At 63.4% G+C, this 23,280-nt stretch carries 25 protein-coding genes; 11 read left to right on the forward strand and 14 right to left on the reverse strand.

Annotation, left to right across the window (positions count from 1 at the left end):
• The 4 genes from AWB77_RS36325 to xseA all read right to left on the reverse strand — a co-directional run bounded on the left by AWB77_RS36325 (position 1) and on the right by xseA (position 3,738).
• Positions 1-153: a hypothetical protein gene (locus AWB77_RS36325; RefSeq protein WP_167354143.1), complete on the reverse strand. Its 153-nt coding sequence runs from the start codon at positions 151-153 to the stop codon at positions 1-3.
• Between the two features lie 68 nt (positions 154-221).
• Complete coding sequence (locus tag AWB77_RS15270) at positions 222-1,358, reverse strand: acyltransferase family protein (RefSeq protein ID WP_074168894.1); 1,137 nt, start codon at positions 1,356-1,358, stop codon at positions 222-224.
• 222 nt (positions 1,359-1,580) lie between these two features.
• Complete coding sequence (locus tag AWB77_RS15275; RefSeq protein ID WP_061135287.1) at positions 1,581-2,162, reverse strand: superoxide dismutase; 582 nt, start codon at positions 2,160-2,162, stop codon at positions 1,581-1,583.
• Between the two features lie 208 nt (positions 2,163-2,370).
• Positions 2,371-3,738, reverse strand: coding sequence for an exodeoxyribonuclease VII large subunit (xseA, locus tag AWB77_RS15280; RefSeq protein WP_061135288.1), 1,368 nt, complete (start codon positions 3,736-3,738; stop codon positions 2,371-2,373).
• Between the two features lie 502 nt (positions 3,739-4,240).
• Between xseA and lpxK the strand changes: the two genes are divergently transcribed.
• The 5 genes from lpxK (at position 4,241) to AWB77_RS15305 (ending at position 8,111) form a co-directional block, all read left to right on the forward strand.
• A complete protein-coding gene (lpxK, locus tag AWB77_RS15285) occupies positions 4,241-5,257 on the forward strand; it encodes a tetraacyldisaccharide 4'-kinase (RefSeq protein WP_061135289.1) in 1,017 nt (338 codons plus the stop codon).
• Entirely contained in the window at positions 5,238-5,444 is a 207-nt protein-coding gene (locus AWB77_RS15290) for a Trm112 family protein (protein WP_061135290.1), read from the forward strand. Before lpxK ends, AWB77_RS15290 begins: the two co-directional genes overlap by 20 nt.
• 10 nt (positions 5,445-5,454) lie before the next feature.
• Positions 5,455-6,246, forward strand: a complete 792-nt coding sequence (gene kdsB / locus AWB77_RS15295; protein WP_061135291.1) for a 3-deoxy-manno-octulosonate cytidylyltransferase — start codon at positions 5,455-5,457, stop codon at positions 6,244-6,246.
• A gap of 290 nt (positions 6,247-6,536) precedes the next feature.
• Positions 6,537-7,202, forward strand: coding sequence for an adenylate kinase (adk, locus tag AWB77_RS15300; protein WP_061135292.1), 666 nt, complete (start codon positions 6,537-6,539; stop codon positions 7,200-7,202).
• Between the two features lie 150 nt (positions 7,203-7,352).
• On the forward strand, positions 7,353-8,111 hold the full coding sequence (locus AWB77_RS15305; RefSeq protein WP_061135293.1) for a 3-hydroxyacyl-CoA dehydrogenase: 759 nt from the start codon (positions 7,353-7,355) through the stop codon (positions 8,109-8,111).
• A gap of 27 nt (positions 8,112-8,138) precedes the next feature.
• Here AWB77_RS15305 and AWB77_RS15310 read toward each other — a convergent pair whose 3' ends face one another.
• Positions 8,139-8,978 (reverse strand): SirB1 family protein, encoded by an 840-nt coding sequence (locus AWB77_RS15310; RefSeq protein WP_061135294.1) that lies wholly within the window; start codon positions 8,976-8,978, stop codon positions 8,139-8,141.
• Entirely contained in the window at positions 8,978-10,528 is a 1,551-nt protein-coding gene (murJ, locus tag AWB77_RS15315; RefSeq protein ID WP_061135295.1) for a murein biosynthesis integral membrane protein MurJ, read from the reverse strand. Before murJ ends, AWB77_RS15310 begins: the two co-directional genes overlap by 1 nt.
• Positions 10,529-10,895: 367 nt before the next feature.
• Between murJ and rpsT the strand changes: the two genes are divergently transcribed.
• Positions 10,896-11,174: a 30S ribosomal protein S20 gene (gene rpsT, locus AWB77_RS15320; protein ID WP_061135296.1), complete on the forward strand. Its 279-nt coding sequence runs from the start codon at positions 10,896-10,898 to the stop codon at positions 11,172-11,174.
• Positions 11,175-11,355: 181 nt separating this feature from the next.
• On the opposite strand, the gene AWB77_RS15325 is transcribed toward rpsT, so the two are convergent.
• Positions 11,356-11,694 (reverse strand): DUF3579 domain-containing protein, encoded by a 339-nt coding sequence (locus AWB77_RS15325; protein ID WP_061135297.1) that lies wholly within the window; start codon positions 11,692-11,694, stop codon positions 11,356-11,358.
• 513 nt (positions 11,695-12,207) lie between these two features.
• On the opposite strand from AWB77_RS15325, the gene argF reads away from it, so the two are divergent.
• Together argF and AWB77_RS15335 are read left to right on the forward strand one after the other, a co-directional pair.
• On the forward strand, positions 12,208-13,137 hold the full coding sequence (argF, locus tag AWB77_RS15330) for an ornithine carbamoyltransferase (protein WP_061135298.1): 930 nt from the start codon (positions 12,208-12,210) through the stop codon (positions 13,135-13,137).
• 160 nt (positions 13,138-13,297) lie between these two features.
• Positions 13,298-14,527, forward strand: coding sequence for an argininosuccinate synthase (locus AWB77_RS15335; protein WP_061135299.1), 1,230 nt, complete (start codon positions 13,298-13,300; stop codon positions 14,525-14,527).
• 57 nt (positions 14,528-14,584) lie between these two features.
• Here the strand turns inward: AWB77_RS15335 and murB are convergent, their stop codons facing one another.
• A complete protein-coding gene (gene murB, locus AWB77_RS15340; RefSeq protein WP_061135300.1) occupies positions 14,585-15,601 on the reverse strand; it encodes a UDP-N-acetylmuramate dehydrogenase in 1,017 nt (338 codons plus the stop codon).
• 100 nt (positions 15,602-15,701) lie between these two features.
• On the opposite strand from murB, the gene AWB77_RS15345 reads away from it, so the two are divergent.
• Positions 15,702-16,187: a YajQ family cyclic di-GMP-binding protein gene (locus AWB77_RS15345; RefSeq protein WP_061135301.1), complete on the forward strand. Its 486-nt coding sequence runs from the start codon at positions 15,702-15,704 to the stop codon at positions 16,185-16,187.
• Positions 16,188-16,258: 71 nt separating this feature from the next.
• Here AWB77_RS15345 and plsY read toward each other — a convergent pair whose 3' ends face one another.
• From plsY to queG, 5 genes are all read right to left on the reverse strand, one after another.
• A complete protein-coding gene (gene plsY, locus AWB77_RS15350; protein ID WP_061135302.1) occupies positions 16,259-16,885 on the reverse strand; it encodes a glycerol-3-phosphate 1-O-acyltransferase PlsY in 627 nt (208 codons plus the stop codon).
• A 36-nt stretch (positions 16,886-16,921) separates the two neighbouring features.
• On the reverse strand, positions 16,922-17,413 hold the full coding sequence (ybaK, locus tag AWB77_RS15355; protein WP_061135303.1) for a Cys-tRNA(Pro) deacylase: 492 nt from the start codon (positions 17,411-17,413) through the stop codon (positions 16,922-16,924).
• A 106-nt stretch (positions 17,414-17,519) separates the two neighbouring features.
• Complete coding sequence (gene xerD / locus AWB77_RS15360) at positions 17,520-18,449, reverse strand: site-specific tyrosine recombinase XerD (RefSeq protein WP_061135304.1); 930 nt, start codon at positions 18,447-18,449, stop codon at positions 17,520-17,522.
• Entirely contained in the window at positions 18,446-18,928 is a 483-nt protein-coding gene (locus tag AWB77_RS15365; RefSeq protein ID WP_061135305.1) for a methylated-DNA--[protein]-cysteine S-methyltransferase, read from the reverse strand. The genes xerD and AWB77_RS15365 overlap by 4 nt, the downstream gene beginning before the upstream one ends.
• The gene (queG, locus tag AWB77_RS15370; protein WP_061135306.1) at positions 18,925-20,157 is read right to left on the reverse strand and encodes a tRNA epoxyqueuosine(34) reductase QueG; all 1,233 of its coding nucleotides are present in this window, start codon (positions 20,155-20,157) and stop codon (positions 18,925-18,927) included. Before queG ends, AWB77_RS15365 begins: the two co-directional genes overlap by 4 nt.
• Before the next feature lie 18 nt (positions 20,158-20,175).
• On the opposite strand from queG, the gene tsaE reads away from it, so the two are divergent.
• Entirely contained in the window at positions 20,176-20,748 is a 573-nt protein-coding gene (gene tsaE / locus AWB77_RS15375; RefSeq protein ID WP_061135307.1) for a tRNA (adenosine(37)-N6)-threonylcarbamoyltransferase complex ATPase subunit type 1 TsaE, read from the forward strand.
• Positions 20,730-22,232, forward strand: a complete 1,503-nt coding sequence (locus AWB77_RS15380; protein ID WP_061135308.1) for an N-acetylmuramoyl-L-alanine amidase — start codon at positions 20,730-20,732, stop codon at positions 22,230-22,232. Before tsaE ends, AWB77_RS15380 begins: the two co-directional genes overlap by 19 nt.
• A 19-nt stretch (positions 22,233-22,251) precedes the next feature.
• Here the strand turns inward: AWB77_RS15380 and AWB77_RS15385 are convergent, their stop codons facing one another.
• Positions 22,252-23,130, reverse strand: a complete 879-nt coding sequence (locus tag AWB77_RS15385) for an EamA family transporter (protein WP_061135309.1) — start codon at positions 23,128-23,130, stop codon at positions 22,252-22,254.
• Between the last annotated feature and the right edge of the window lie 150 nt (positions 23,131-23,280).

A 23,280-nucleotide genomic window follows, 5' to 3' on the forward strand; every position in this document is an offset into this window, starting at 1 on the left:
TCAGACGCCGTTTTCCGATTCAGGCCGAAGCAGATCGAAGCCCGCGAGCACGAGCACGCCGGAAAGCACGATGAGCGCGGCGGAATGGCGGCCGAAATAGAGGAGCGCGGCGGCGGACCAGGCCGCGAGGCATAAGCCTGCGAAGCGTTTCATGACTCGGATGCGTTGCGGAACGGCGAGCCGACATTTTAGGCTCGCGCCCCGTTGCGCGCAGCGACGGCTTACGGCCTCGCGCCCAGCGCCGCCCTGCTCCGCTGCTTGCCGCGCGTCAGATAACGGCCCAGCCGAATCGACGGCTTTTCGACTGCGTAATAGCCCGCGATGCTGACCGGAAAAATCAGCACGGCTGCGATGACGAGCGACATCCGCTGATAAGACTCGCCGAAATAATGCAGCACGCCCAGCAGCACGATGCAGTGCAAGAGATAAAGGCTAAAGGAAATCTGGCCGAGAAATACCAAAGGCCGTGCGGTGAGAATGGTGGCGAATCGTTCGAGCGAAATCGCGAGAATCAGAATGCCGGTAACGGCGGGAAGCACGAACCAGTCATCGGTGAAACTGCGCAATATGTCGTCGGAAACGAGATGATGATTCGCCGCGCCGACGAGGCCATAAACGGCGAGGCAGATTATCAATGCGCCGAAAAGCCATCGCGGAGAATGCGTCGCGAGCTTCGCCGTGATCGCGTGGCGATATCGCGCGATGAGCGCGCCGAGCACGAACATCGAAATGTAATGGATGGTCGGCATCCATTCGCCTTGAATGCTCGCATCCATCAGCGTGCGCTGCACATGATGGTAATAGCCGAACGCAACGAGCGATAAAGCCGCGCTCAACGCGACAGAAAACCAGAGCGGCATTGCAAACACGATGACGACGAGCATCGGGAAAATCAGCGAGATACGCATCTCGTAGACGAGCGACCACAGCACCGGATCGAGCGTGCTGTTGCTGAATGGAATCAGGAAGTAAATGTGATTCAGCAAATCATGCCGGTCGATGCCCGCATGCCATGCCTGATTGACCCATTCGCCGGTCCACGACAGATTCGACCGGTACAGGATGCTATAGGCCGCGTAGGCAATCAAAACCGCAACGAGATACGGAATATAGATGCGGCAGACGCGTTTGAGAACGAATTCGCCGAAACCGGGTTTGTTGTCTCCGGTTATCTGCAAGGCCAAAGCAAAGCCGCTCAGCGCGAAGAACAGAATCACGGCGGAATGCCCTTCCGTGAATAGCCGCCAGGGTGCGTGCTGCATCCACCGTGTCGGCGCGATCTGCGAATAGTGACTGAATACGACCGTTAATGCGGCTATGCCGCGGAGGGAATCGAGTTGGTGATAGCGTGTCGTCATTGTTCCCGCTTGGTTCGTGCTTGCGTTTTTGTTGGTCACGCCAACAGGGAAATCGGAAGCCGGCTCGGCGACCCGGACTTCGTTAGACCGAGTGTGAATTCGGCGTTCCCTAAAAAACACGCACGCGGGACGTATCAACGAAAAAGCCCTCTTGCGAGGGCTTTCATTTCGATTGCGGCCTGCGATAAACCGCAGACCGCCGCAACCGATACTTACGCGCGATCAAGCACCGAAATTCTTCGACGCGAAATCCCAGTTCACGATATTCCAGTAAGCCTCGATGAACTTCGGACGCGCATTGCGATAGTCGATGTAATACGCATGCTCCCACACGTCGATGGTCACGAGCGCCTTTGCGTCCGTCGTGAGCGGCGTGGCGGCATTGCTGGTCGATACGATATCGACAGTGCCGTCGGTCTTCTTCACGAGCCACGTCCAGCCCGAGCCGAACGTGCCGGTTGCGACCTTGGCGAATTCTTCCTTGAACTTGTCGAAGGAACCGTACTTTGCGTTGATCGCGTCAGCCAGCGCGCCGGTCGGTGCGCCGCCGCCGTTCGGCGACAGGCTGTTCCAGAAGAACGTGTGGTTCCAGACTTGCGCGGAGTTGTTGAACACGCCGCCCGACGACTTCTTCACGATCTCTTCGAGCGTCATGTTCTCGAATTCGGTGCCGGGGATCAGCTTGTTCAGGTTCGTCACATAGGTCTGGTGATGCTTGCCATAGTGATACTCGAGCGTTTCTTCCGACATGTGCGGAGCGAGCGCGTTCTTGTCGAACGGCAGCGGCGGGAGCGTATGTTCCATGATGCGAGCTTCCTTTCTATGTGGATTGTGGGATTGTGAGGACTGAGGCGTGGAGCAATGGATTGTAGGCGAGTTGGGATAACCCAGCAAACCGTGTGCTCTTTATGAGCAAGATTGCTTTCGAATCGCCCTGCGCGGCGTAAAAAGTGCTTCGGCGAACGTCTTCGAGCACGTCAAATGTACGCCGATTCGGCGCGCCGCGCCGGGCTCAGAATTCGTCCGACAGACGCGCCTGGACATCCGCGAGCAGCACGTCGGCGGAGCCTTCAGCGAGATGCACAGTGAGCGGGCGCTTGGGCTTCAGCGCGTTCGGCGCGCGCACGGCGCGGCCGGTCTGCGCGTCGATCAAGGCGGCATAACCGCGCTCCAGTGTGCGCTGCGGACTCAGCACCTGCAAGCGCGCCGCCAGTTCCGAAACGCACGCTTTCTCACGTTCCGCGCGACGCTCGTGCGCGCTGCCGATTCGCTGCGCCAGCCGCAGCAGATGCTCGCGCGCGGCGGCAACATCGGGCCGCCTGCGCTGCCATCGATAATGCAGCAGCGCGAATTTCGCGCGCGCATCGCGCCCGGGCCGCGCGCCCGCCGCCGCGAGCCGGCTCGCCAGTTGCCGCAGATGCGCACGCTGGCGCGCAAGCCGCTCGGCGGGACTCACGAGACGGCGCGCGAGCCAGTCGAGTTGTTGCGCGCGACGCTCCATCGAGCGGCCGAAACCGCGTGCGAGCGCCGCATGCCGATGATCGAGATCGCGCAGCAGCAGCACGCGCTGCGGACTCACGAGTTCGGCGGCGGCGGTCGGCGTCGGCGCGCGCATGTCGGCGGCGAAATCGGCGATGGTGAAATCCGTCTCGTGCCCGACGCCGCTCACCACCGGCACCACGCTCGCCGCGATCGCGCGCGCGAGCACTTCCTCGTTGAACGCCCACAAATCCTCGATCGAGCCGCCGCCCCGGCATACGATCAGCACATCGACTTCGCGCCGCGCGCTGGCCGCTTCGACCATCGCCGCGAGCTTCGCGCCGGCGCCCGCGCCCTGCACCGGCGCCGGATAGACCACAATCGGCACATGCGGCGCACGGCGCGCGAGCGTCGTGAGCACGTCGCGCAATGCGGCCGCCTGCAACGACGTCACGATGCCGATGCCGCGCGGATGCGCCGGCAGCGCGCGCTTGCGTTCGGCGGCGAAGAGCCCTTCGCTTTCGAGTTGCGCCTTCAGGCGCAGGAACGCTTCGTAGAGCCGGCCCTGCCCCGTGCGGCGCACCGCTTCCACGTTGAGCTGCAACTCGCCGCGCGGTTCGTACATCGTGACGAGCGCGCGCACTTCGATCTTGTCGCCTTCGCGCGGCGTGAACTCGGCGTATTGCGCGCGGCCGCGGAACATCACGCAGCGCATCTGCGCGTTCGCGTCCTTGATCGAGAAATACCAGTGGCCGCTCGCCGCGCGCGTGAAATTCGACACTTCGCCCGATACCCAGACGAGCGGAAACGATCGTTCGAGCATCGAGTTGATCGCCCGGTTCAGCACGGAAACGGGGATGACGGCATCGCCGCTTTGCGACGTCAGGGAATCGGGAGTCATGACTGGACGAGATAAAAACCGGTGCGCGGACGATATGTCGAGTGGACAAACGCCGCCGGACAAGGTACGCGAGTGTAACAAGTGTCCACACAGAAAGACTTACCGCGGCATGCGCGACGACGCCGCGAAAGGCCCGTGACATGGTTCCAAGCGACTGATTTTTCAGCGAAAAATTTCGATGAACACTGTTATTCCCGGAGCAACTCTTTCCTGAGGTGGATCGGTGGTTTCCGGACGGCGAGTTCTTCACAGACTTATCCACAGGCGCGCGGATCGCACGGACGTGCCCGCGCAGGCCTTCGAGCGACGCCGCGACTGGCGCGCACGGCCCGCGCGCGCTAGAGTGCCGGGTTCAAGCACCGGCTGGCGCGGCCGACGCCCGCTCGCGTCGAACGCCATACGCCGGGCATCGTCCAACGCCGACCGACACTCGAGGAGCTGCCGTTGCACGCCATGCCGTACCCGATCAGCCGCCCGACTGCGCCGCGCGCGAAGGCGGTCCATGTCTGATTTCAAACCGCCGATCGAGAACTTCTTCGCCCGCGAATGGCGCCGGCGCGGCCCGGTCGCGTGGGCGCTCACGCCCTTCGCCTGCATCTTCGGCGCAATTACGGCGACGCGGCGCGCCTTCTATGAACTCGGCTGGCTCAAGCGCATCGATGTCGGCGCGCCGGTGGTCGTCGTCGGCAATGTGACCGTCGGCGGAACGGGCAAGACGCCAACCGTCATCGCACTCGTCGAGGCGCTGCGCGCGGCCGGATTCCAGCCGGGCGTGGTCTCGCGCGGCTACGGCGCAAAAGTCGCGAAGCCGACGAGCGTCTCCGCGCGTTCAGTTGCCGCGCAGGTCGGCGACGAGCCATTGCTGATCGCGCGGCGCACGCACGCGCCGGTGTTCGTGTGCCCGGATCGCGTCGCGGCGGCGAAGGCGCTGCTCGAAGCGCATCCGAACGTCGATGTCCTCGTGTCAGATGACGGCCTGCAGCACTATCGCCTCGCGCGCGCGTTCGAGCTCGTCGTGTTCGACGACCGTCTCGGCGGCAACGGCTTCCTGCTGCCCGCCGGCCCCTTGCGCGAGCCGATGTCGCGCCGCCGCGATGCGACGCTCATCAACAGTCCGTACGAGCGCACGCTGCCGCCGTGGCCGGACACCTTCGCGCTCGAACTCGAATCGGGCGACGCCTGGCTGCTCGACGATCCGCATCAACGCCGTCCGCTCGATCAGTTCGCGGGCGAGAAAGTCGTCGCGGCGGCGGGCATCGGATCGCCCGAGCGCTTCTTCGCGACGCTGCGCGCAGCGGGCATCACGCCTGCGACGCGCGCGTTTCCCGATCACTACGCGTATCGCGAGAATCCGTTCGCCGGCGTCGAAGCCGATGCGATCCTGATCACCGAAAAGGATGCAGTAAAATTCGGTGCCTGGCGCGACGCACGCATCTGGGTCGTTCCGGTGCAAGCCGTGCTGAGACCGCGCCTCATCGCTCTTGTTGTGGAGAAACTCCGTGGACGCACGTCTGCTTGAAATCCTCGTTTGCCCGATCTGCAAAGGCCCGCTCAGTTACGATCGCGCGGCGCAGGAACTCGTCTGCAGCGCCGACAAGCTCGCTTACCCTATCCGCGACGGCATTCCCGTGATGCTCGTCGACGAAGCGCGCCAGACGGTCGAAGGCACGCCTGTCGAGCCGATCAAACCCGCCGGCGACGCCTGAGCACGCTGCGATGTCCCTTCCGTTCATCGCGGTCATTCCCGCGCGCCTCGCGTCCACGCGCCTGCCGAACAAGCCGCTCGCCGACATCGGCGGCAAGCCGATGGTCGTGCGCGTCGCCGAGCGCGCGCGCGAATCGGGCGCATCGCATGTGCTGGTCGCGACCGATTCCGACCGCGTCGTCGAGGCCGCGCGCGATCACGGTATCGAAGTGATGCTGACGCGCTCGGATCATCCCACCGGCACCGATCGTCTCGCCGAAGTGGCGACGCGTCTGAACTGGCCTGACGACGCCATCGTCGTCAACGTGCAGGGCGACGAGCCGCTCATCGATCCGCAGCTCGTGCGCGATGTCGCCGATCACCTCGCGGCGCATCCCGAATGCGCGATCGCGACCGCCGCGCATCCGATCCACGATCCGGCCGACGTCTTCAATCCGAACGTCGTCAAAGCCGTGCTCGATGCACAAAGCCGTGCGCTCTACTTCTCGCGCGCGCCGATTCCGTGGTCGCGCGATGCATGGCAGCCGCACTGGCCGGACGTCGCCGCGCTTGGACAATTGCCTTCGGTGCCCGGGAACGTGCTGCGGCATATCGGCCTGTACGCGTATCGCGCGAAGTTTCTGCGCGACTTCCCGAACCTCTCGCAGGCGCCCATCGAAGCCGCCGAGGCGCTCGAACAATTGCGCGCGCTCTGGCATGGCGAACGTATCGCGGTGCGTGTGACGCAGGACGCGCCGCCGCCCGGCGTCGATACGCCCGCCGATCTCGCACGCGTGCAGGCGCTCTTTCCCAAAGCGGACTGACAGCCGCGCGACAACCCGTGTAAACCCCGCCGGATGGCCCATTTGGCGGGGCTTGTGGCGTTTTCTATCCGCGTTATTACGGTCGCAATCGTAAAGCTCCGTGGCATAATCAAGCGATTGCGCGAGCCTTCCGGTCAGCGCCACGCTCAACGTTGCGCCGCTGTCCGCAGGTGCCCGCCGTCTCCTATCGGCTGCGCGCCGTGTCGTCGACGCCCGCACGAGCCAGGCCACCGGATGTCAAATCAGCCTCGCGGCTTGAAGCGGTTTATAGACGATTCGGAGAGATCACCATGCGTTTGATCCTGTTGGGCGCACCCGGTGCGGGCAAGGGCACCCAGGCAAACTTCATCAAGGAGAAATTCGGCATTCCGCAAATTTCGACCGGCGACATGCTGCGCGCGGCCGTCAAGGCAGGCTCGCCGCTCGGCGTCGAGGCGAAGCGCTTCATGGACGCGGGCGAGCTGGTGCCGGATTCGCTCATCATCAATCTCGTGAAGGAACGCCTGCAGGCGGACGACTGCAAGAACGGCTATCTCTTCGACGGCTTCCCGCGCACGCTGCCGCAAGCCGAAGCGATGAAAGACGCGGGCGTGGCCATCGACTACGTGCTTGAGATCGACGTTCCCTTCGACGAGATCATCACCCGGATGAGCGGCCGTCGCGTGCACGCGGCGTCGGGCCGCACGTATCACGTCAAGTTCAATCCGCCGAAGGTCGACATGACCGACGACATCACCGGCGAGCCGCTGATCCAGCGCGACGACGACAAGGAAGAGACCGTGAAGAAGCGTCTCGACGTGTACGTTGCGCAGACCAAGCCGCTGATCGCGTACTACAACGACTGGGCCACCAGCGGCGCAGCGCCGAATGGTTTGAAGGCACCGGAGTATCGCAGGATCTCGGGTCTCGGCGCTGTCGATGAAATCCGCGCGCGCGTGTTCGATGCATTGAAGTAACGCATCGCTCAATCCGTTTTCGACGAAAGCCCGCTCCTCGTGAGCGGGTTTTTTTATGCCGCGAAAGCGCATGACCGTCGTGCGAATTTGCAGCATGCGGCTTCGCTACAATCGACGCGTTCGCACGAATCACACAAAAGGAGAAGAGACATGGAGATGCAAGGCAACGTCTTTCTGATCACCGGCGGCGCATCGGGATTGGGCGCGGCGAGCGCGCGGCTCATCGCGGCGCACGGCGGCAAGGTCGTGCTCGCCGACATGAACGAAGCCGCGGGCGAAGCGCTCGCGAACGAACTGTCCGGCACGTTCGTCAAATGCGACGTGAGTCAGGAAAGCGATGGCCAGCGCGCCGTCGATGCCGCGGCGAGTCTCGGCGCGTTGTGCGGCCTCGTCAATTGCGCGGGCATCGCGCCGGCGGCGAAAACGGTGGGACGCGACGGCCCGCACGCACTCGATCTCTTTGCGAAAGTGATTGCGGTGAATCTCGTCGGCACGTTCAACATGATCCGGCTCGCGGCGAACGTGATGTCGAACAACGATGCGAACGATGCGGGCGAGCGCGGCGTGATCGTGAACACGGCATCGGTGGCGGCATACGATGGACAGATCGGCCAGGCGGCCTATGCGGCGTCGAAGAGCGGCGTCGCTGGCATGACGCTGCCGATCGCACGCGATCTGAGCAGGAGCGGCATCCGCGTGATGACGATCGCGCCGGGCCTCTTCGAAACGCCGATGCTGCTCGGCATGCCGAAAGACGTGCAGGACGCGCTCGGCGCGATGGTGCCGTTCCCGCCGCGCCTCGGCAAGCCCGACGAATACGCGATGCTCGTTAAACAGATTTTCGATAACCCGATGCTCAACGGCGAAGTGATCCGTCTCGACGGCGCGATCCGCATGCAGCCGAAGTAATTGCCGGCGCGGCGCGCGCAGCGTGGCTCAGTCGCCCTGCGTGCGCTGCCGCAGCTCGTGCAGCTCGGTTTCGACGACGGTCGCGTCTTCCGCATCCGGACGAATCTCGATGTACCGCTGCAAGTCTTCCAGCGCGGGCCGCAGATAATCCAGCCGCGCGTAGGCAAAGCCGCGATCGCGCACTTCCTCGATGCTGTTCGGCAGCGCGATCACGAGCCGCTGCTGAACCGCGAGCAGACGCTGCCAGCGCTCCGTCTGCAAATAGATGCCCTTCAGATTACGCAACATGCGTGCGACGATCTCGCGCCGCGTCGCGGGCTGCAACAGCACGCGCAATGCGCTGCCGATCGATTCGCCCACGCGCTGCACGTACGGCTCCAGCATCTCGACCATCTGCGCTTCGGAGAGCGTCTGACCGGTCGTCGGATCGAGCATCAGATCCTGGCCGGGCGTCGCGACGCGCAACAGGAAATGCCCCGGAAACGACACGCCGCGCACCGGCAAGCCGAGTTGCTCGGCCATTTCCAGATAGATCACAGCGAGCGAAATCGGAATGCCGCGCCGGCGACGCAGCACGACATTCAGATGGCTGTTGTCCGGATCGTAGTAATCGTTGAGGTTGCTGGAGAAGCCCAGCTCGCAAAAAAAGTAACGATTGAGCGCATCGGTTTTCTGCTTCACGTCCGCGTCCTCGGGCATGCGGCGGCGGGCGCGCACGACGAGTTCGTCGATCTCCGCAAGCGCGGCCTGCATGTCGAGATCGGGATACGCGTCCTGCGCGAGCGACAACGCCGCTTCCGTGAGCGGAAGGCTGTCGTCGTCCGCCATCAGCGAAGAGAAGTAGTCGAGGATACGCGTTGTCGTCATCAAAGCGTGCGTCTCTTGAAATAGGCGTACTTGAAGCCCATTGCGGACAGAATACCGAAATATAGCGCGGCGAACACGACGAGGCTCGCGCCCAGCAACGCGATGCGCAAAAGCGGCGTTGCGCGCATGCCGATCCAGTCGAAGTTGATCGCCACCCAATGCATCGTGCCCGCAAGAATCAGGCACGCACCGGCCAGCTGCACGAAAAAACGCAGCCAGCCCGGCGAAGGTTCGTAGATCCTGCGCCGGCGCAGCCCGATGAACAAGAGCAGCGCGTTGGCGAGCGCACCGAGGCCGATCGACAGCGTGAGGCCCGCGTGAGAGAAGATCGGCACGAAGATGTAGTTGCTGACCTGCGTCATGATGAGCACGAAGATCGCGATCTTCACCGGCGTCTTGATGTCCTGCTTCGCGTAGAAACCCGGCGCGAGAATCTTGATCAGGATGAGACCGATCAACCCGATGCCGTATGCCGCCAGCGCGCGTCCGACCATCACGACCGAATGGTTGTCGAATTTGCCGTAGTGAAAGAGCGTCGCGGTGAGCGGCTCGGCGAAGAAGAAGAGCGCGATCGCGCTCGGCGCGGCCAGCAGGAACGTGATGCGAAGACCCCAGTCGAGCAGCGCGGAGTATTCTGTGTGATTGGCGTCGACGTGCGCTTTCGACAGGCTCGGCAGCAGGATCGTGCCGAGCGCCGCGCCGAGCAGCGCGGTCGGGAATTCCATCAGGCGGTCGGCGTAGTTGATCCACGACACCGCGCCCGCCCCGATATTCGATGCGATATTCGTATTGATGATGAGGCTCAACTGGCCGACCGACACTGCGAACATAGCCGGGACCATCTTGAGCAGCACGCGCTTGACGCCCGGATGCGCAAGCGCGCGGCGGAAGTTCAGGCTGACGCGCGGCGTCATGTCGATCTTCTTGAGGCCGGGCAGTTGCACGAGCAATTGCAACAAGCCGCCGACGATCACCGCATAGGCGAGCGCATAGACCGGCATCTTCAGATGCGGCGCCACGAACACCGCCGCGAAGATGAACGACACGTTCAGCAGCACGGGCGCGAACGCGGGCAGCGAGAACTGCTTGTACGTGTTGAGCACGCCCGAGGCGAGCGTCGTCATCGAAATGAGGACGATGTACGGGAACATGATGCGCGTCATCTCGACCGCGAGCGCGTAGCCGATGCCCTCGTGCCGCAACCCCGACGCCACGGCGAACACGACCCAGCTCGCGCCCGCCATGCCCGCGACCGACAGCACGACGAGGAACCATGTGAGCACGGTCGACATCGCATCGACGAGCGCCTTGGTCGGATCGTGCCCCTTGCTGTTCTTGAACTCGGCGAGAATCGGCACGAACGCCTGCGCGAACGCGCCTTCCGCGGACAGACGCCGCAGCAGGTTGGGGATACGGAACGCGACGTAGAACGCGTCGGTATAGATGCTGGCGCCGAAGGCTCGGGCGATCAGCGTTTCGCGGATCAGGCCGGTCACGCGCGACAGCAGCGTGAAGCCGCTGACCGTCAGCAGGGCTCGGAATAGATTCATGGGGCGCTTATTATACGGGCGGCGCACGGCGCGCCCGTCACACTTCGCTGTCTGCTGGCGGGCAGAAGCGTACATTTGACTGATTGCATCAAATCATTCTGCGCGCGGGGAATCCACGCCGCGCTTGTCACGTCTCATATTCCCTTGCTATAATCGCGGGTTTCGAAGCTCCAAAAATCGCTTTGATTGAGCGGCTTCGCGTCTTTTCCGGCCCCGGCCGGCGATGTTTTAGAGGTTCTCGGGCAATCGTTCCCGGGATTTCCGATCAAAGGCAGCGCGCTCGATCGGCCCGCGTCAGGGCTATTCATGGCCTTCGCCGGCCACGCGCTCCGGACAAGTAACAGCAGAAACAGGACAAGGAACCGTCATGGCAAATTCCGCACAAGCTCGCAAGCGCGCCCGTCAGGCCGCTAAAGCCAATTCGCACAACTCGGCGCTGCGCTCGAAGTTCCGCACGGCCATCAAGGCAGTTCGCAAGGCTATCGAAGCCGGCGACAAGGACAAGGCCGCCGAAGTGTTCAAGACGTCTGTCAAGACGCTGGACATCATCGCGGACAAGAAGATCGTCCACAAGAACAAGGCAGCTCGCCACAAGAGCCGCCTGGCTGCAGCCATCAAGGGCCTGCAGGCCCCCGCTGCCCAGTAAGTCCGGCTCGCTTCGGGCGGACGCTTCCCTGCTTTTCGCGAGTTCGCGATCGGGGCGTTCGTCGAAGCGGCTTCCTGTTTCCGCTGCGCAGTAACGAAAAAGCCCGCTTCGGCGGGCTTTTTTGCGTCCGTACTTCCCGGCCGAACTTCCTGGCCGTACTACTTGGCGATTGCCGACGATGTCAGGTCTGCGGCTGCTGCGCCTGCGTGCCGTGATGCGGCGGCAGTTCGCACGCCTCGGTCACGAGCAGATCGTTGTCCTTGGCGAAGTTCAGCACGAAGTCGAAGGCCATCGGCTCGATGTCGCGCAAACGCGAGTCGACGATCACGACCTTGATGTCGCCGATCATCGTCGGACGAACGTAAATGGAATATTGCAGGCGGGCGTTGGGGCCTTTCGCCTTGGGGCCGAAGCCCGACATCACGCCGCACAGGCGCTCGGACCAGTCGCTCGGCCGAAACTTCCTTCCGCTCTTGGTGATGCCTTGAATGAAGTACTCGGTAGGGGATGATTCAGCCATGTAGCAATACCTTTTGACGGCCGGTGACGCGCACCGGAACGCACATGCCTGACGCAGGGAACCGCAGGGGCAGGCGCAGCGAAGGCGCCGGACGGTCTTGCGCGGGGCGATCCTGTTCGAACCGTCCGCGACCGCGACAGAAATGGCGGACTCGACAGCACTGGGCAATCCATCGCGGAATCGGAACGCGCAAAATCATGCCGACCGGATTCTTGCGAACCCTTCCGCGATGCGCGAGAAACGTTGCTGGGTGTTGCAGAACTGTTGAAACGAGCGACCGCAATTATACAGCAGCAGCCTCTTTTCCGCAGCGCACACAGACATCGCTCGTGTCCATCCGGGACAATCCGGGGCCGTGCACGGGCCTTGCGGCGCGGTTATCGGGCTTTTGGCCAGCCTCGTCAAACATCGCAAAATACTTTATGCTCAAACGCGATACCACTCCCGACGGCGGCGCCGTCCGGCCTTCACGCACGTGCGCTGCGGCCGGTTCGAAGCCGCCGCTTGCGTTTCATGACCGCCAAGAAAATTCGCCACTATCTTCAGTTCAAGGATTTTTCGCTCGATGATTACGAGTACGTGCTCGAACGCGCGCGCATCCTGAAGCGCAAGTTCAAGAACTACGAGACCTATCATCCGCTGCACGATCGCACGCTCGCGATGATCTTCGAGAAAAGCTCGACACGCACGCGCCTTTCGTTCGAAGCGGGCATCTTCCAGCTCGGCGGCCACGCGGTCTTCATGAACACGCGCGACACGCAACTCGGGCGCGGCGAGCCGATCGAAGATTCGGCGCAGGTCATCTCGCGCATGGTCGACATCATCATGATCCGCACGTTCGGCCAGGACATCATCCGGCGATTCGCGGAAAGCTCGCGCGTGCCGGTCATCAACGGGCTGACGAACGAATATCACCCGTGCCAGGTGCTCGCCGACATCTTCACGTTCTACGAGCATCGCGGGCCGATTCACGGCAAGACCGTCGCGTGGGTCGGCGACGCGAACAACATGCTCTACACGTGGATCGAAGCGGCGCAGATTCTCGGGTTCAAACTGCGCCTGTCGACGCCGCTCGGCTACAAGCTCGATCCCGCGCTCGTAGCCGAAGAGAGCAAGCCGTTCTTCCAGGAATTCGACGATCCGAACGAAGCCTGCGCCGGCGCTGATCTCGTCACGACCGACGTCTGGACCAGCATGGGCTACGAGGCCGAAAACGAAGCGCGCATGAAGGCGTTCGCCGACTATTGCGTCGATGCCGAGATGATGGCGCGAGCCAATCCCGATGCGCTCTTCATGCACTGCCTGCCCGCGCATCGCGGCGAGGAAGTAAGCGCGGAAGTCATCGACGGTCCGCAAAGCGTCGTCTGGGACGAAGCGGAGAATCGTCTGCACGTCCAGAAGGCGCTGATGGAATATCTGCTGCTCGGCAAACTTAACCATTAGGCCAGCGCACGCGATAAGGCCGCGCATCCCGAATTTGTGGAAACGCGGCCTTTTGATGTCAAAATAGCAGTTTTTCCGCGCCTTTCATGCCCGTCGCGCGCCCGGCGGACGCGAAGCGGCGCACAACCGCCGCACCGGCTTTTCCGCACACGAGTTCACCATGAGCGATATCAAGAAAGTCGTGCTCGCCTATTCGGGCGGTCTCGACACCTCCGTCATCCTGAAATGGTTGCAGGACAACTACGACGCCGAAGTCGTGACCTTCACGGCCGACATCGGCCAGGGCGAGGAACTGGACCCCGCGCGCAAGAAGGCGCTCCAGCTCGGCATCAAGCAGGAAAACATCTTCATCGAAGATCTGCGTGAAGAGTTCGTCCGCGATTTCGTGTTCCCGATGTTCCGCGCGAACACGATCTACGAAGGCGAGTATCTGCTCGGCACGTCGATCGCGCGTCCGCTGATCGCGAAACGCCAGATCGAGATCGCGCGCGCGACCGGCGCGCAGGCCGTTTCGCACGGCGCGACTGGCAAGGGCAACGACCAGGTTCGCTTCGAACTGGGCTACTACTCGCTCGAACCCGGCATCAAGGTGATCGCGCCGTGGCGCGAATGGGACCTGCTCTCGCGCGAAAAACTGCTCGCCTACGCGGAAAAGGCCGGCATTCCGATCGAAATGAAGCACAAGCAAGGCGGCGCGCCCTACTCGATGGACGCGAACCTGCTGCACATTTCGTTCGAAGGCCGCCATCTGGAAGACCCGAAGGCCGAGGCCGAAGCCGACATGTGGCGCTGGACCGTGTCGCCGGAAGAGGCGCCGGATCAGGCCGAATACGTCGATATCGAATACGAGCACGGCGATCCGGTCGCGCTGAACGGCAAGCGCCTGTCGCCCGCCGAGATGCTGACCGAGCTGAACCGCCTGGGCGGCAAGCACGGCATCGGCCGTCTGGATCTGGTCGAGAACCGCTACGTCGGCATGAAGTCGCGCGGCTGCTATGAAACGCCGGGCGGCACGATCATGCTGAAGGCGCATCGCGGCATCGAGTCGATCACGCTCGACCGCGAAGTCGCCCACCTGAAGGACGATCTGATGCCGCGTTACGCATCGCTGATCTACAACGGGTACTGGTGGAGCCCGGAGCGCCGCGCGCTGCAGGTGCTGATCGACCACACGCAGGAGAAGGTCAACGGCTGGGTGCGCGTGAAGCTCTACAAGGGCAGCGTGTCGGTCGTCGCGCGCGATTCGAAGGAAACGCTGTTCGACAAGACCATCGCCACCTTCGACGACGACGGCGGCGCGTACAACCAGGCCGACGCCGGCGGCTTCATCAAGCTGAACGCGCTGCGCATGCGTATCGCGGAGAACGCGCGCCGTCAGCGCGGGGACTGATTGCCTGCTTGACGCTGCGACATGAAAAAAACCCGCCGCGGCGGGTTTTTTTCGTTATCAGACGCGCACCGGCTCCATCTCCAGTTCGACATCGAAGCGCGCGAGCACGTCGCGCCTGATGGCTTCGGCGAGTTCGAGCACTTGCGCGCCGGTCGCGCCGCCGCGATTCACGAGCACGAGCGCCTGACGATCGTGCACCGCCGCGCCGCCGATGCCGCGCCCTTTCCAGCCGCACTGGTCGATCAGCCAGCCCGCCGCGAGCTTAACCTGCCCGCCCGCTTGCGGGTAGGAAACGACGCCCGGTTCGCGCTGCTTGAGCGCCTCGAACGCTTGCGCGCTTACGACCGGATTCTTGAAGAAGCTGCCCGCGTTGCCGAGCACGGTCCAGTCGGGCAGCTTGGCGCGGCGCACGGCGACGACGGCATCGAAGATGGCTTGCGCGTCCGGGGTCGCGGCGCCGTCGAGTGCGCGCGCGACATCGGCGTAATCGGCGCGCGGCGTCCACGCTTTCGGCAGACGGAACGTGACCGACGTAATCATGAAGCGTCCGCGCCCTGCCCGCTTAAAGAAGCTGTCGCGATAGCCGAACGCGCAGGCGGCGCGATCGAACTCCGCGCGTGCGCCTGTCTCGAGTTCGACGGCCGAAAGCCGCTCAAAGCGCTCGCCCATTTCCAGCCCGTAAGCGCCGATATTCTGAATCGGCGCCGCGCCGACCGTGCCGGGAATCAGCGCGAGGTTTTCCAGCCCGGGCATGCCGTGCGCGAGGGTCCATGCGACGAAATCGTGCCAGTTTTCGCCCGCGCCGGCTTCGACGAGCCAGGCTTCATCGTCTTCGCCGTTCACGCGTTTGCCGCGCATGCCGACGATCAGCGCAACGCCGTCGAAATCGCGCGTCAGCACGACATTGCTGCCGCCGCCGAGCACGAGTTGCGGCATGTTGGCGATGCGCGCATCGGTGGCGAGTGCGGCTGCTGCGTCGGCGGAATCGATGTGCATCGCGTGACGCGCGCGGGCGTCGAAACCGAACGTGTTGTGCGGACGCAGGGAGAAATCGGAGAGAAGCTGGAGCGACATGAGCGAAGCGCGTCGGTAGAATGACGACAGGTCCGTGATTATAGCGATTGCGCGCGCCGCGCTTCCTCAGCGCGCGCGCCTCAATGAAGGAGAAAGACAGATGCCATCGTTTGACGTCGTCAGCGAAGCAAACATGACCGAAGTGAAAAATGCGATCGAGCAGTCGAACAAGGAAATCTCGACGCGCTTCGACTTCAAGGGTTCGGATTCACGCGTCGAGCAGAAAGAGCGCGAACTCACGCTCTACGCCGACGACGACTTCAAGCTCGGCCAGGTGAAGGACGTGCTGCTGAACAAGATGGCCAAGCGCGGCGTCGACGTGCGTTTTCTCGACTACGGCAAGCAGGAAAAGATCGGCGGCGACAAGTTGAAGCAGGTCGTGACGGTGAAGAAAGGCGTTTCGGGCGATCTGGCGAAGAAGATCGTCAAGATCGTAAAGGACAGCAAGATCAAGGTGCAGGCCAGCATTCAGGGCGACGCGGTGCGCGTGCAAGGCGCGAAGCGCGACGATCTGCAAAGCACCATGGCGCTCCTGAAGAAGGAAGTGCAAGACACGCCGCTCGACTTCAACAACTTCCGCGACTGATTCGTTATCGCTTCAGCCCCGATCCAGAAGTAAAAAAGCCGTTCCGCTTAGCGCCGGAACGGCTTTTTGCTTTATTCGACCGCCTTCTTCTTTTCGCCGATGCGGCTTTCCTTGCCCGCCAGCAGCTTCGAGATATTCGCGCGATGCCGCCAGATGAGCAGCAGACTCATTGCCAGCACGGACAGCGAAATGCGGCTCGGCCCGAACAGAAAGACCTGAAAAAACGGTGCGAACACGGCTGCAACGAGCGCCGCCAGCGACGAATAACGAAAGAAGAACGCGATGATGAGCCAGGTGAGCAGCGTCGCGAGACCGAGCGCCGGATGAATCGCGAGCAGCACGCCCGCCGCCGTCGCGACACCCTTGCCGCCCTGGAACTTGAAGAAGACGGGGTAAAGGTGGCCGAGGAACACCGCGATGGCCGCGAGCGCGACCGCCGTGTTGATGCCCGCCTGATCCCAGCCGAAACTCGCGCCGAATTGCGCGACGATCCACACGGGCAGCCAGCCCTTGAACGCATCGCCGATCAGCGTGAGGATCGCGGCCTTCTTGTTGCCGGTACGCAGCACGTTGGTTGCGCCGGGATTGCCCGAGCCGTACGAGCGGGGATCGGCAAGTCCCATCGCGTGACTGACGACGACGGCGAATGAAATCGAGCCGATCAAATAGGACGCGACGGCGACGATCAGAAAAATCATGGTGTCTTTTCGGTAATGACGAGAGCGGAACGCATTCTAATCGACGCTCGCGCACTGCACGGGTTTTGCGCTCAGCAGCTCGACCAGCACTCTCGGATCGATGCTCACGAGATATCCGCGCCGCCCGCCGTTCAGATAGATGCGATCGAGCGCCAGAATGCTCGATTCGACGTACACCGGCATTGCCTTCTTCGTGCCGAACGGCGACGTGCCGCCCACGAGAAACCCCGAATGCCGGTTCGCCACTTCAGGCTTGCACGGCTCGATGCGCTTCGCACCCGTCTGCCGCGCGAGATTCTTCGTGGACACGGTGCGGTCGCCGTGCATGAGCACGATGAGCGGCTTCGCGTGCTCGTCTTCCATCACGAGCGTCTTCACGACGATATGCTCGTCGACGCCCAGTTGCCGCGCGGATTCCTCCGTGCCGCCATGCTCGACGTAATCGTAAGGATGTTCGCCGAACTCGACCTTGTGACGGCGCAGAAACTGCGTCGCGGGCGTTTCGGACACGTGTTTGGCTTTCGACATGCCACGCATTGTAGCGGCGCGCGGTGGCGCTCACCATCGGCCATTCGGACGAGTGTGCGGTGCGGCGCAGCCGTGGCACGATCGTTCGCGGATGACGCTGTCGACGCTATCCGCGCGGATGATGTTCCCGATGCAGCTTCTGCAACCGCTCGCGGGCGACGTGCGTATAGATCTGCGTCGTCGAAATGTCCGAGTGGCCGAGCAGCAATTGCACGACGCGCAGGTCCGCGCCGTGATTGAGCAGGTGCGTTGCGAACGCGTGACGCAGCGTATGCGGCGAGAGCGGCGCATGCACGCCGCCTTTCAGCGCATGACGCTTGATGATGTTCCAGAACTGCTGGCGCGTCATGCCTTCGCCGCGCGACGTGACGAAGAGCGCATCGGCGGCGCGCGGACCAAGCAGCGCGGGACGCGCGTTGCGCAGATAACGTTCGAGCCAGTCGTGGGCGGTCTCGCCGAAGGGAATCAGGCGCTCTTTCGAGCCCTTGCCCATCACGCGCACGACGCCTTCGTTCAGGCCGACCTCGACGGTCTTCAGCGTGACGAGCTCGGTCACGCGCAAACCGCTCGCGTACATCAGTTCGAGCATCGTGCGATCGCGCAAGCCGAGCGGCGTTTCAATGTCGGGCGCGCCGAGCAGCGCTTCGACTTGCGCCTCGTTGAGCGTCGATGGAAAGCGCGGCGGCTGTTTCGCCGAGCGCAGCTTGAGCGTCGGATCGGATGACACGCGATGTTCGCGCAACGCCCACGCGAAGTACCGGCGAAACACCGAGAGACGCCGGTTCGCGGAGGTCGCCTTGTCGCCGCTTCGCAAGGCTGCGTACGCCGTCAGATCGACTTCGGTGGCCGCATCGATCGACCTGCCGCGCGCCTTGCCGAGCCACTCCGCGAAGAGCTTGAGGTCGCGCCGGTACGCTTCGAGCGAGTTCTTGGCGAGCCCGTGTTCGAGCCAGAGCGCATCGCAAAAGAGATCGATCGCGTCCTGACTCGCGCTCATTTGCGGCGTTTGTATGTCTTCAGTGATTGCGCTCGTCATGCGATCGATACACCTTCATGCGCCAGCAGCCAGCGCTTCACGTTGCGATAAAAACCTTCGCCGGGATGATGCGCGAAACCGCCGATCCCGCCCGAAGCCACGACCCGGTGGCACGGTATCACGATCGGCAGCGGATTGGAGCCGCACGCCTGCCCGACCGCGCGCGGCACGCTGCCGATCTCGCGCGCGAGCTGGCCGTAGGTCCAGACTTGCCCGGCCGCGATGCCCGAGATGCCGCGCCACACGCGCTGCTGAAACGCGGTGCCGCCGAGCGCGAGCGGCAGGTCGAAGCGCATCGAAGGCGCATCGAAATACGCGCGGATTTGCGCGGCGGCTTCTTTCGCGAGCGGCGTTTCGGGCACGATGCTTTCGACGTCATCGGGCAGATAGACGATCTCGCGCACGCATTGCGCATCCACACGAATGCCGACTTTGCCGAAAGGCGCATCGATGACGGCATCGAATGCGGTGTTCTTCATGCTTGCTCCAGCGCCCAGCGGACATGCTCGCGGACGAGTTCGGAAGGATCATGCTCACGCGCGCGCAACGCATCGACGATGCGCTCGCGTTCGCCCGCATCGAGCGACGAAGCGCGCAACGCGTTGCCCATCGCGACCGCGATATTGCGCAGCCATCGTTCGTGCCCGATGCGCCGGATCGCGCTGCCCTGCATGCGTGTGTCGAAATCGTCGGCGCTCCACGCGAACAGTTCGACGAGCGTCGCGCGATCGAGCCCGTGACGCACGTCGAAATCGGCGACCGGCGCGGCCTGCGCGAACTTGTTCCACGGACAGACGAGCTGGCAATCGTCGCAGCCATACACGCGATTGCCGATCAGCGGACGCATCTCTTCCGGAATGCTGCCGTGCAGTTCGATCGTCAGATACGAGATGCAGCGCCGCGCATCGACGCGATACGGCGCGACGATCGCGCCCGTCGGACACGCGCCGATGCAGCGCGTGCACTGCCCGCAATGCGCGCCTTCGTGCTCGGGATGCGGATCGACGGGCAACGGTACATCGACGAAAATCTCGCCAAGGAAGAACAGCGATCCGGCGTCGCGATCGAGCAGCAACGTATGCTTGCCGCGCCAGCCGGTGCCCGCTTTCTGCGCGAGCGCCACTTCGAGCACGGGTGCGGAATCCGTGAACGCGCGATGCCCGAACGGCCCGATCTCCTTCTCGATGCGCTCGGCCAGTTGCTGCAGGCGATTCCTCATGACCTTGTGATAATCGCGGCCGCGCGCGTAGACGGAGACCATCGCTTGCGACGGATCGGCGAGCCGCGACCATTCGATCGCGCGCCAGTCGTTCTTCTGACCGTCGGCTGTCGCGACACTTTCATCGCCCGTCTTCGCGAGCGTTTGCGCAGGCAGATAAGCCATGCGAGCGGTGATGACGCGTCGCGTGCCGGCCACAAGCTCGGCCGGTCTCGCGCGTTTCATCCCATGTTTGGCCATATAATCCATTTCGCCGTGATAGCCTGCTTCGAGCCAATCATTTAGGCCCTTCTCGGCATCCGTCAGGTCGACATCGCTGATGCCGACCGCACCGAACCCCAGCTCGCGCGCCCACAGCTTGATGCGCTGCGCGAGTTCTGCCAGCGCGTTTTCATCGAGATCGAAGACGCGAGACTCTGTAACGGATTCAGCGGCCGCGTCGCTGGACGCAGTCGTGATTTCAACGGAATGTTCCGGCAATCGGTTCATCACGACATTTTACGAGCAATGCCCGAAAGCCCCGCACGATCGACGCAAGACTTATCCGCCGCGCTACTCGAACGCCGCTTCGACCTGCGCGACGAAGCCGCGACGCTCGCTTTCGGAGAACGCTTCGCGCGCGCCATCGACGCCACGCGTCTCGCCATTTCACACGCTTCGTCTGAACGATTTCACGGTCTGCAAGTCCAGTTGATCGGTGATCTCGGTGCGGGCAAGACGACGCTCGTGCGCGCGACCTTGCGCGCGCTCGGCCATGTCGGCCGCGTGAAGAGTCCGACCTATACGCTCGTCGAGCCGTATTCGCTCGTCATCGAAAGCGGTCCGCTCGACGTTTATCACTTCGATCTCTATCGCTTCGCCGATCCTGCCGAATGGGCCGATGCCGGCTTCCGCGAATATTTCGACGCGGGCGCGCTGTGCCTCGTCGAATGGCCGCAACAGGCGGGCGGCCTGCTCGGCGTGCCGGACCTCGTGTTCGCGCTGTCGCTGCCGGACGAAGGAATGTCGAACGAAGAAGGCCGCGTGCTGACGGCGCGGGCGTTTAGCGAAACAGGAAAGACATGTCTCGAAAGATGTTGATCAAGCCATTTCATTCGATCGAATCGAGCGCCTCCGCGCCGCACAACTGGCGTCGTCGTCAGGTGTTGCGCGCAGGCGCTTCGACGCTCGTGCTCGCGCTCGTCGGACCCAAACTCGCGCATGCGGGCAGCGTGCTCGGCGTGCGCGTGTGGCCCGCGCGCGACTATACGCGCGTGACGATCGAATCGGACCAGCCGCTGCAGAACGCCAATCAGTTGTTGCAGGGACCGGACCGGCTCGTCGTCGATCTCTCCGGGATCGATCTCGACCAGGCGCTGCGCGATCTCGTCTCGAAGATCACGCCGAACGATCCGCAGATTCAGGCGGTGCGCGTCGGACAATATCAGCCGCATGTCGTGCGCATGGTGTTCGACCTGAAAGGCTCGGTGAAGCCGCAGGTGTTCACGCTCGGGCCGATCGGCAGCTATAAATATCGGCTCGTGTTCGATCTGTATCCGGCCGTCGCGCCCGATCCGCTCATGGAACTGCTTGCGCAGACCGAGCGCAAGCAGGAAGCGCTCGACCGCGCCAATCCCAGTCCTTCGGCCCCGCCGCCCGCGACGCTCTCCGGCCCGGCGACCGCGCAAAAGCCCACGACGCCCGATTCCACCGACGAGTTCTTCCAGAAGTATGCGCAAAGCGATGCGCCCGCCGAGACGACGCCGAAGCCCGCGATCAAGCCGCGCGTGCCGGCGCCGCCGCCCGTCATCGCGAAGAAGGACGACGACAGCGACGCCTACGCGTTCTCGGCGCCCAAGCAAGGCGCCGGCACGACGCGTCTGCTGACCGTGGCGATCGATCCGGGTCACGGCGGCGAAGATCCGGGCGCGATCGGCGGCCAGGGCACGTACGAGAAGCACATCGCGCTCGACATCGCGAAGAAGCTGCGCGCGAAGATCGACGCCCAACCCAACATGCGCGCGATGATGACCCGCGACGCCGACTTTTTCGTGCCGCTCAACGTGCGCGTGCAGAAAGCGCAGCGCGTCTCCGCCGATCTCTTCGTGTCGATTCACGCGGACGCCTTCACGTCGCCCGATGCGCGCGGCTCGTCGGTATTCGCGTTGTCGGAGCATGGCGCGTCAAGCGCGGCCGCGCGCTGGATGGCGGCTAAGGAAAACTCGTCGGATCAGGTCGGCGGCATCAACGTGAAATCGCAGGATGCGAGCGTGAATCGCGCGCTCTTCGATATGTCGACGACCGCGCAGATCCGCGATTCGATGCGCTACGGCAGCTTCGTGTTGAACGAAATCGGCGGCATCAACAAACTGCATAAGGGATCGGTCGAACAAGCCGGTTTCGCCGTGCTGAAGGCGCCGGACATTCCGTCGATCCTCGTGGAAACCGCGTTCATCAGCAATCCGGATGAGGAAACGCGCCTGAACGACGACGCCTATCGCGACAAGATGGCCAACGCGATCATGAAAGGCATCAAGCGCTACTTCGCTGCGAATCCGCCGCTCGCAAAAAGCCGCATGACGTAGAGCGCGGTCCGTGCTTCGTTCAGCGCGCCGGCAAGATGCGCTGAGCGAGCCGCGCGCCGAACACGTTCACCACGAGTCCCGCCATCACGAGCGCCGCGCCCGCGATCTGCGCCGCGCTCAATCCTTCGCCGAGAAACAGCGCCGCCGATGCCAGCCCGATCACCGGGACGAGCAGCGAGAACGGCGCGACGCTGCCCGCCGGATAGCGCGCGAGCAGCTTTCCCCACAAGCTGTAACCGACGATCGTCGCGACGAACGCGAGATAGAGAATCGCGAAGACCGAGATGAGCGGAATGGACGCGAGACTCGCCTCGATGCGCGCCGGGCCTTCGAAGATCAGCGACAGCGCGAGGAACGGCAGCGGCGGAATCAGGCTGCCCCACACGACGAGCGCGAGCAGATCGACCTTGCCCATGCGCTTCGTGACGACATTGCCGAGCGCCCACATCGCGGAGGCGCCGAGCGTGAAGAGAAAGCCGGCGGCGGTCATCGCCTGCCCGCCGCGCATGCCAATGAGCGCGAGTCCCGCCGCCGCGATCACGAGCCCCGCGAGATTCGCCGCGCGGATGCGCTCGCCGAGGAACATCGATGCGAAGATCAGCGTGAAGAACGCCTGCGCCTGGAGCACGAGCGACGCGAGCCCCGCAGGCATTCCGACATACATGCCGTAGAAAAGCAGCGCGAATTGCCCGAGCGAAATGGTGAGGCCGTAAGCAAAGAGCCAGCGCAGCGGAATCTGCGGGCGTTTGACGAAGATCGCGGGCAACGCGGCGAGCGCGAAACGCAGCGCGCCGAGGAGCATCGGCGGTACACCGTGCAAACCCAGCTTGATGACGACGAAGTTCACGCCCCACGCGAGAATGACCACGCCTGCGATCAGCAAATCCTTTGGCGACATCGCCCTGCTCCTCTTGTCATGCGCGCTGTTAGCGAGCCGTGAAGTGTAGCGGAGCGTGCGCGGCGAGGCTTGTCGAATGCCGCAATTCGGGACGATAAGCGTAAAAAGCGCCCGCGCCGGGCAAACGGCGCGAGCGCTTTCACTTCGATG

The organism is Caballeronia fortuita, from assembly GCF_001544835.2.
Taxonomy (GTDB): Bacteria; Pseudomonadota; Gammaproteobacteria; order Burkholderiales; family Burkholderiaceae; genus Caballeronia; species Caballeronia fortuita.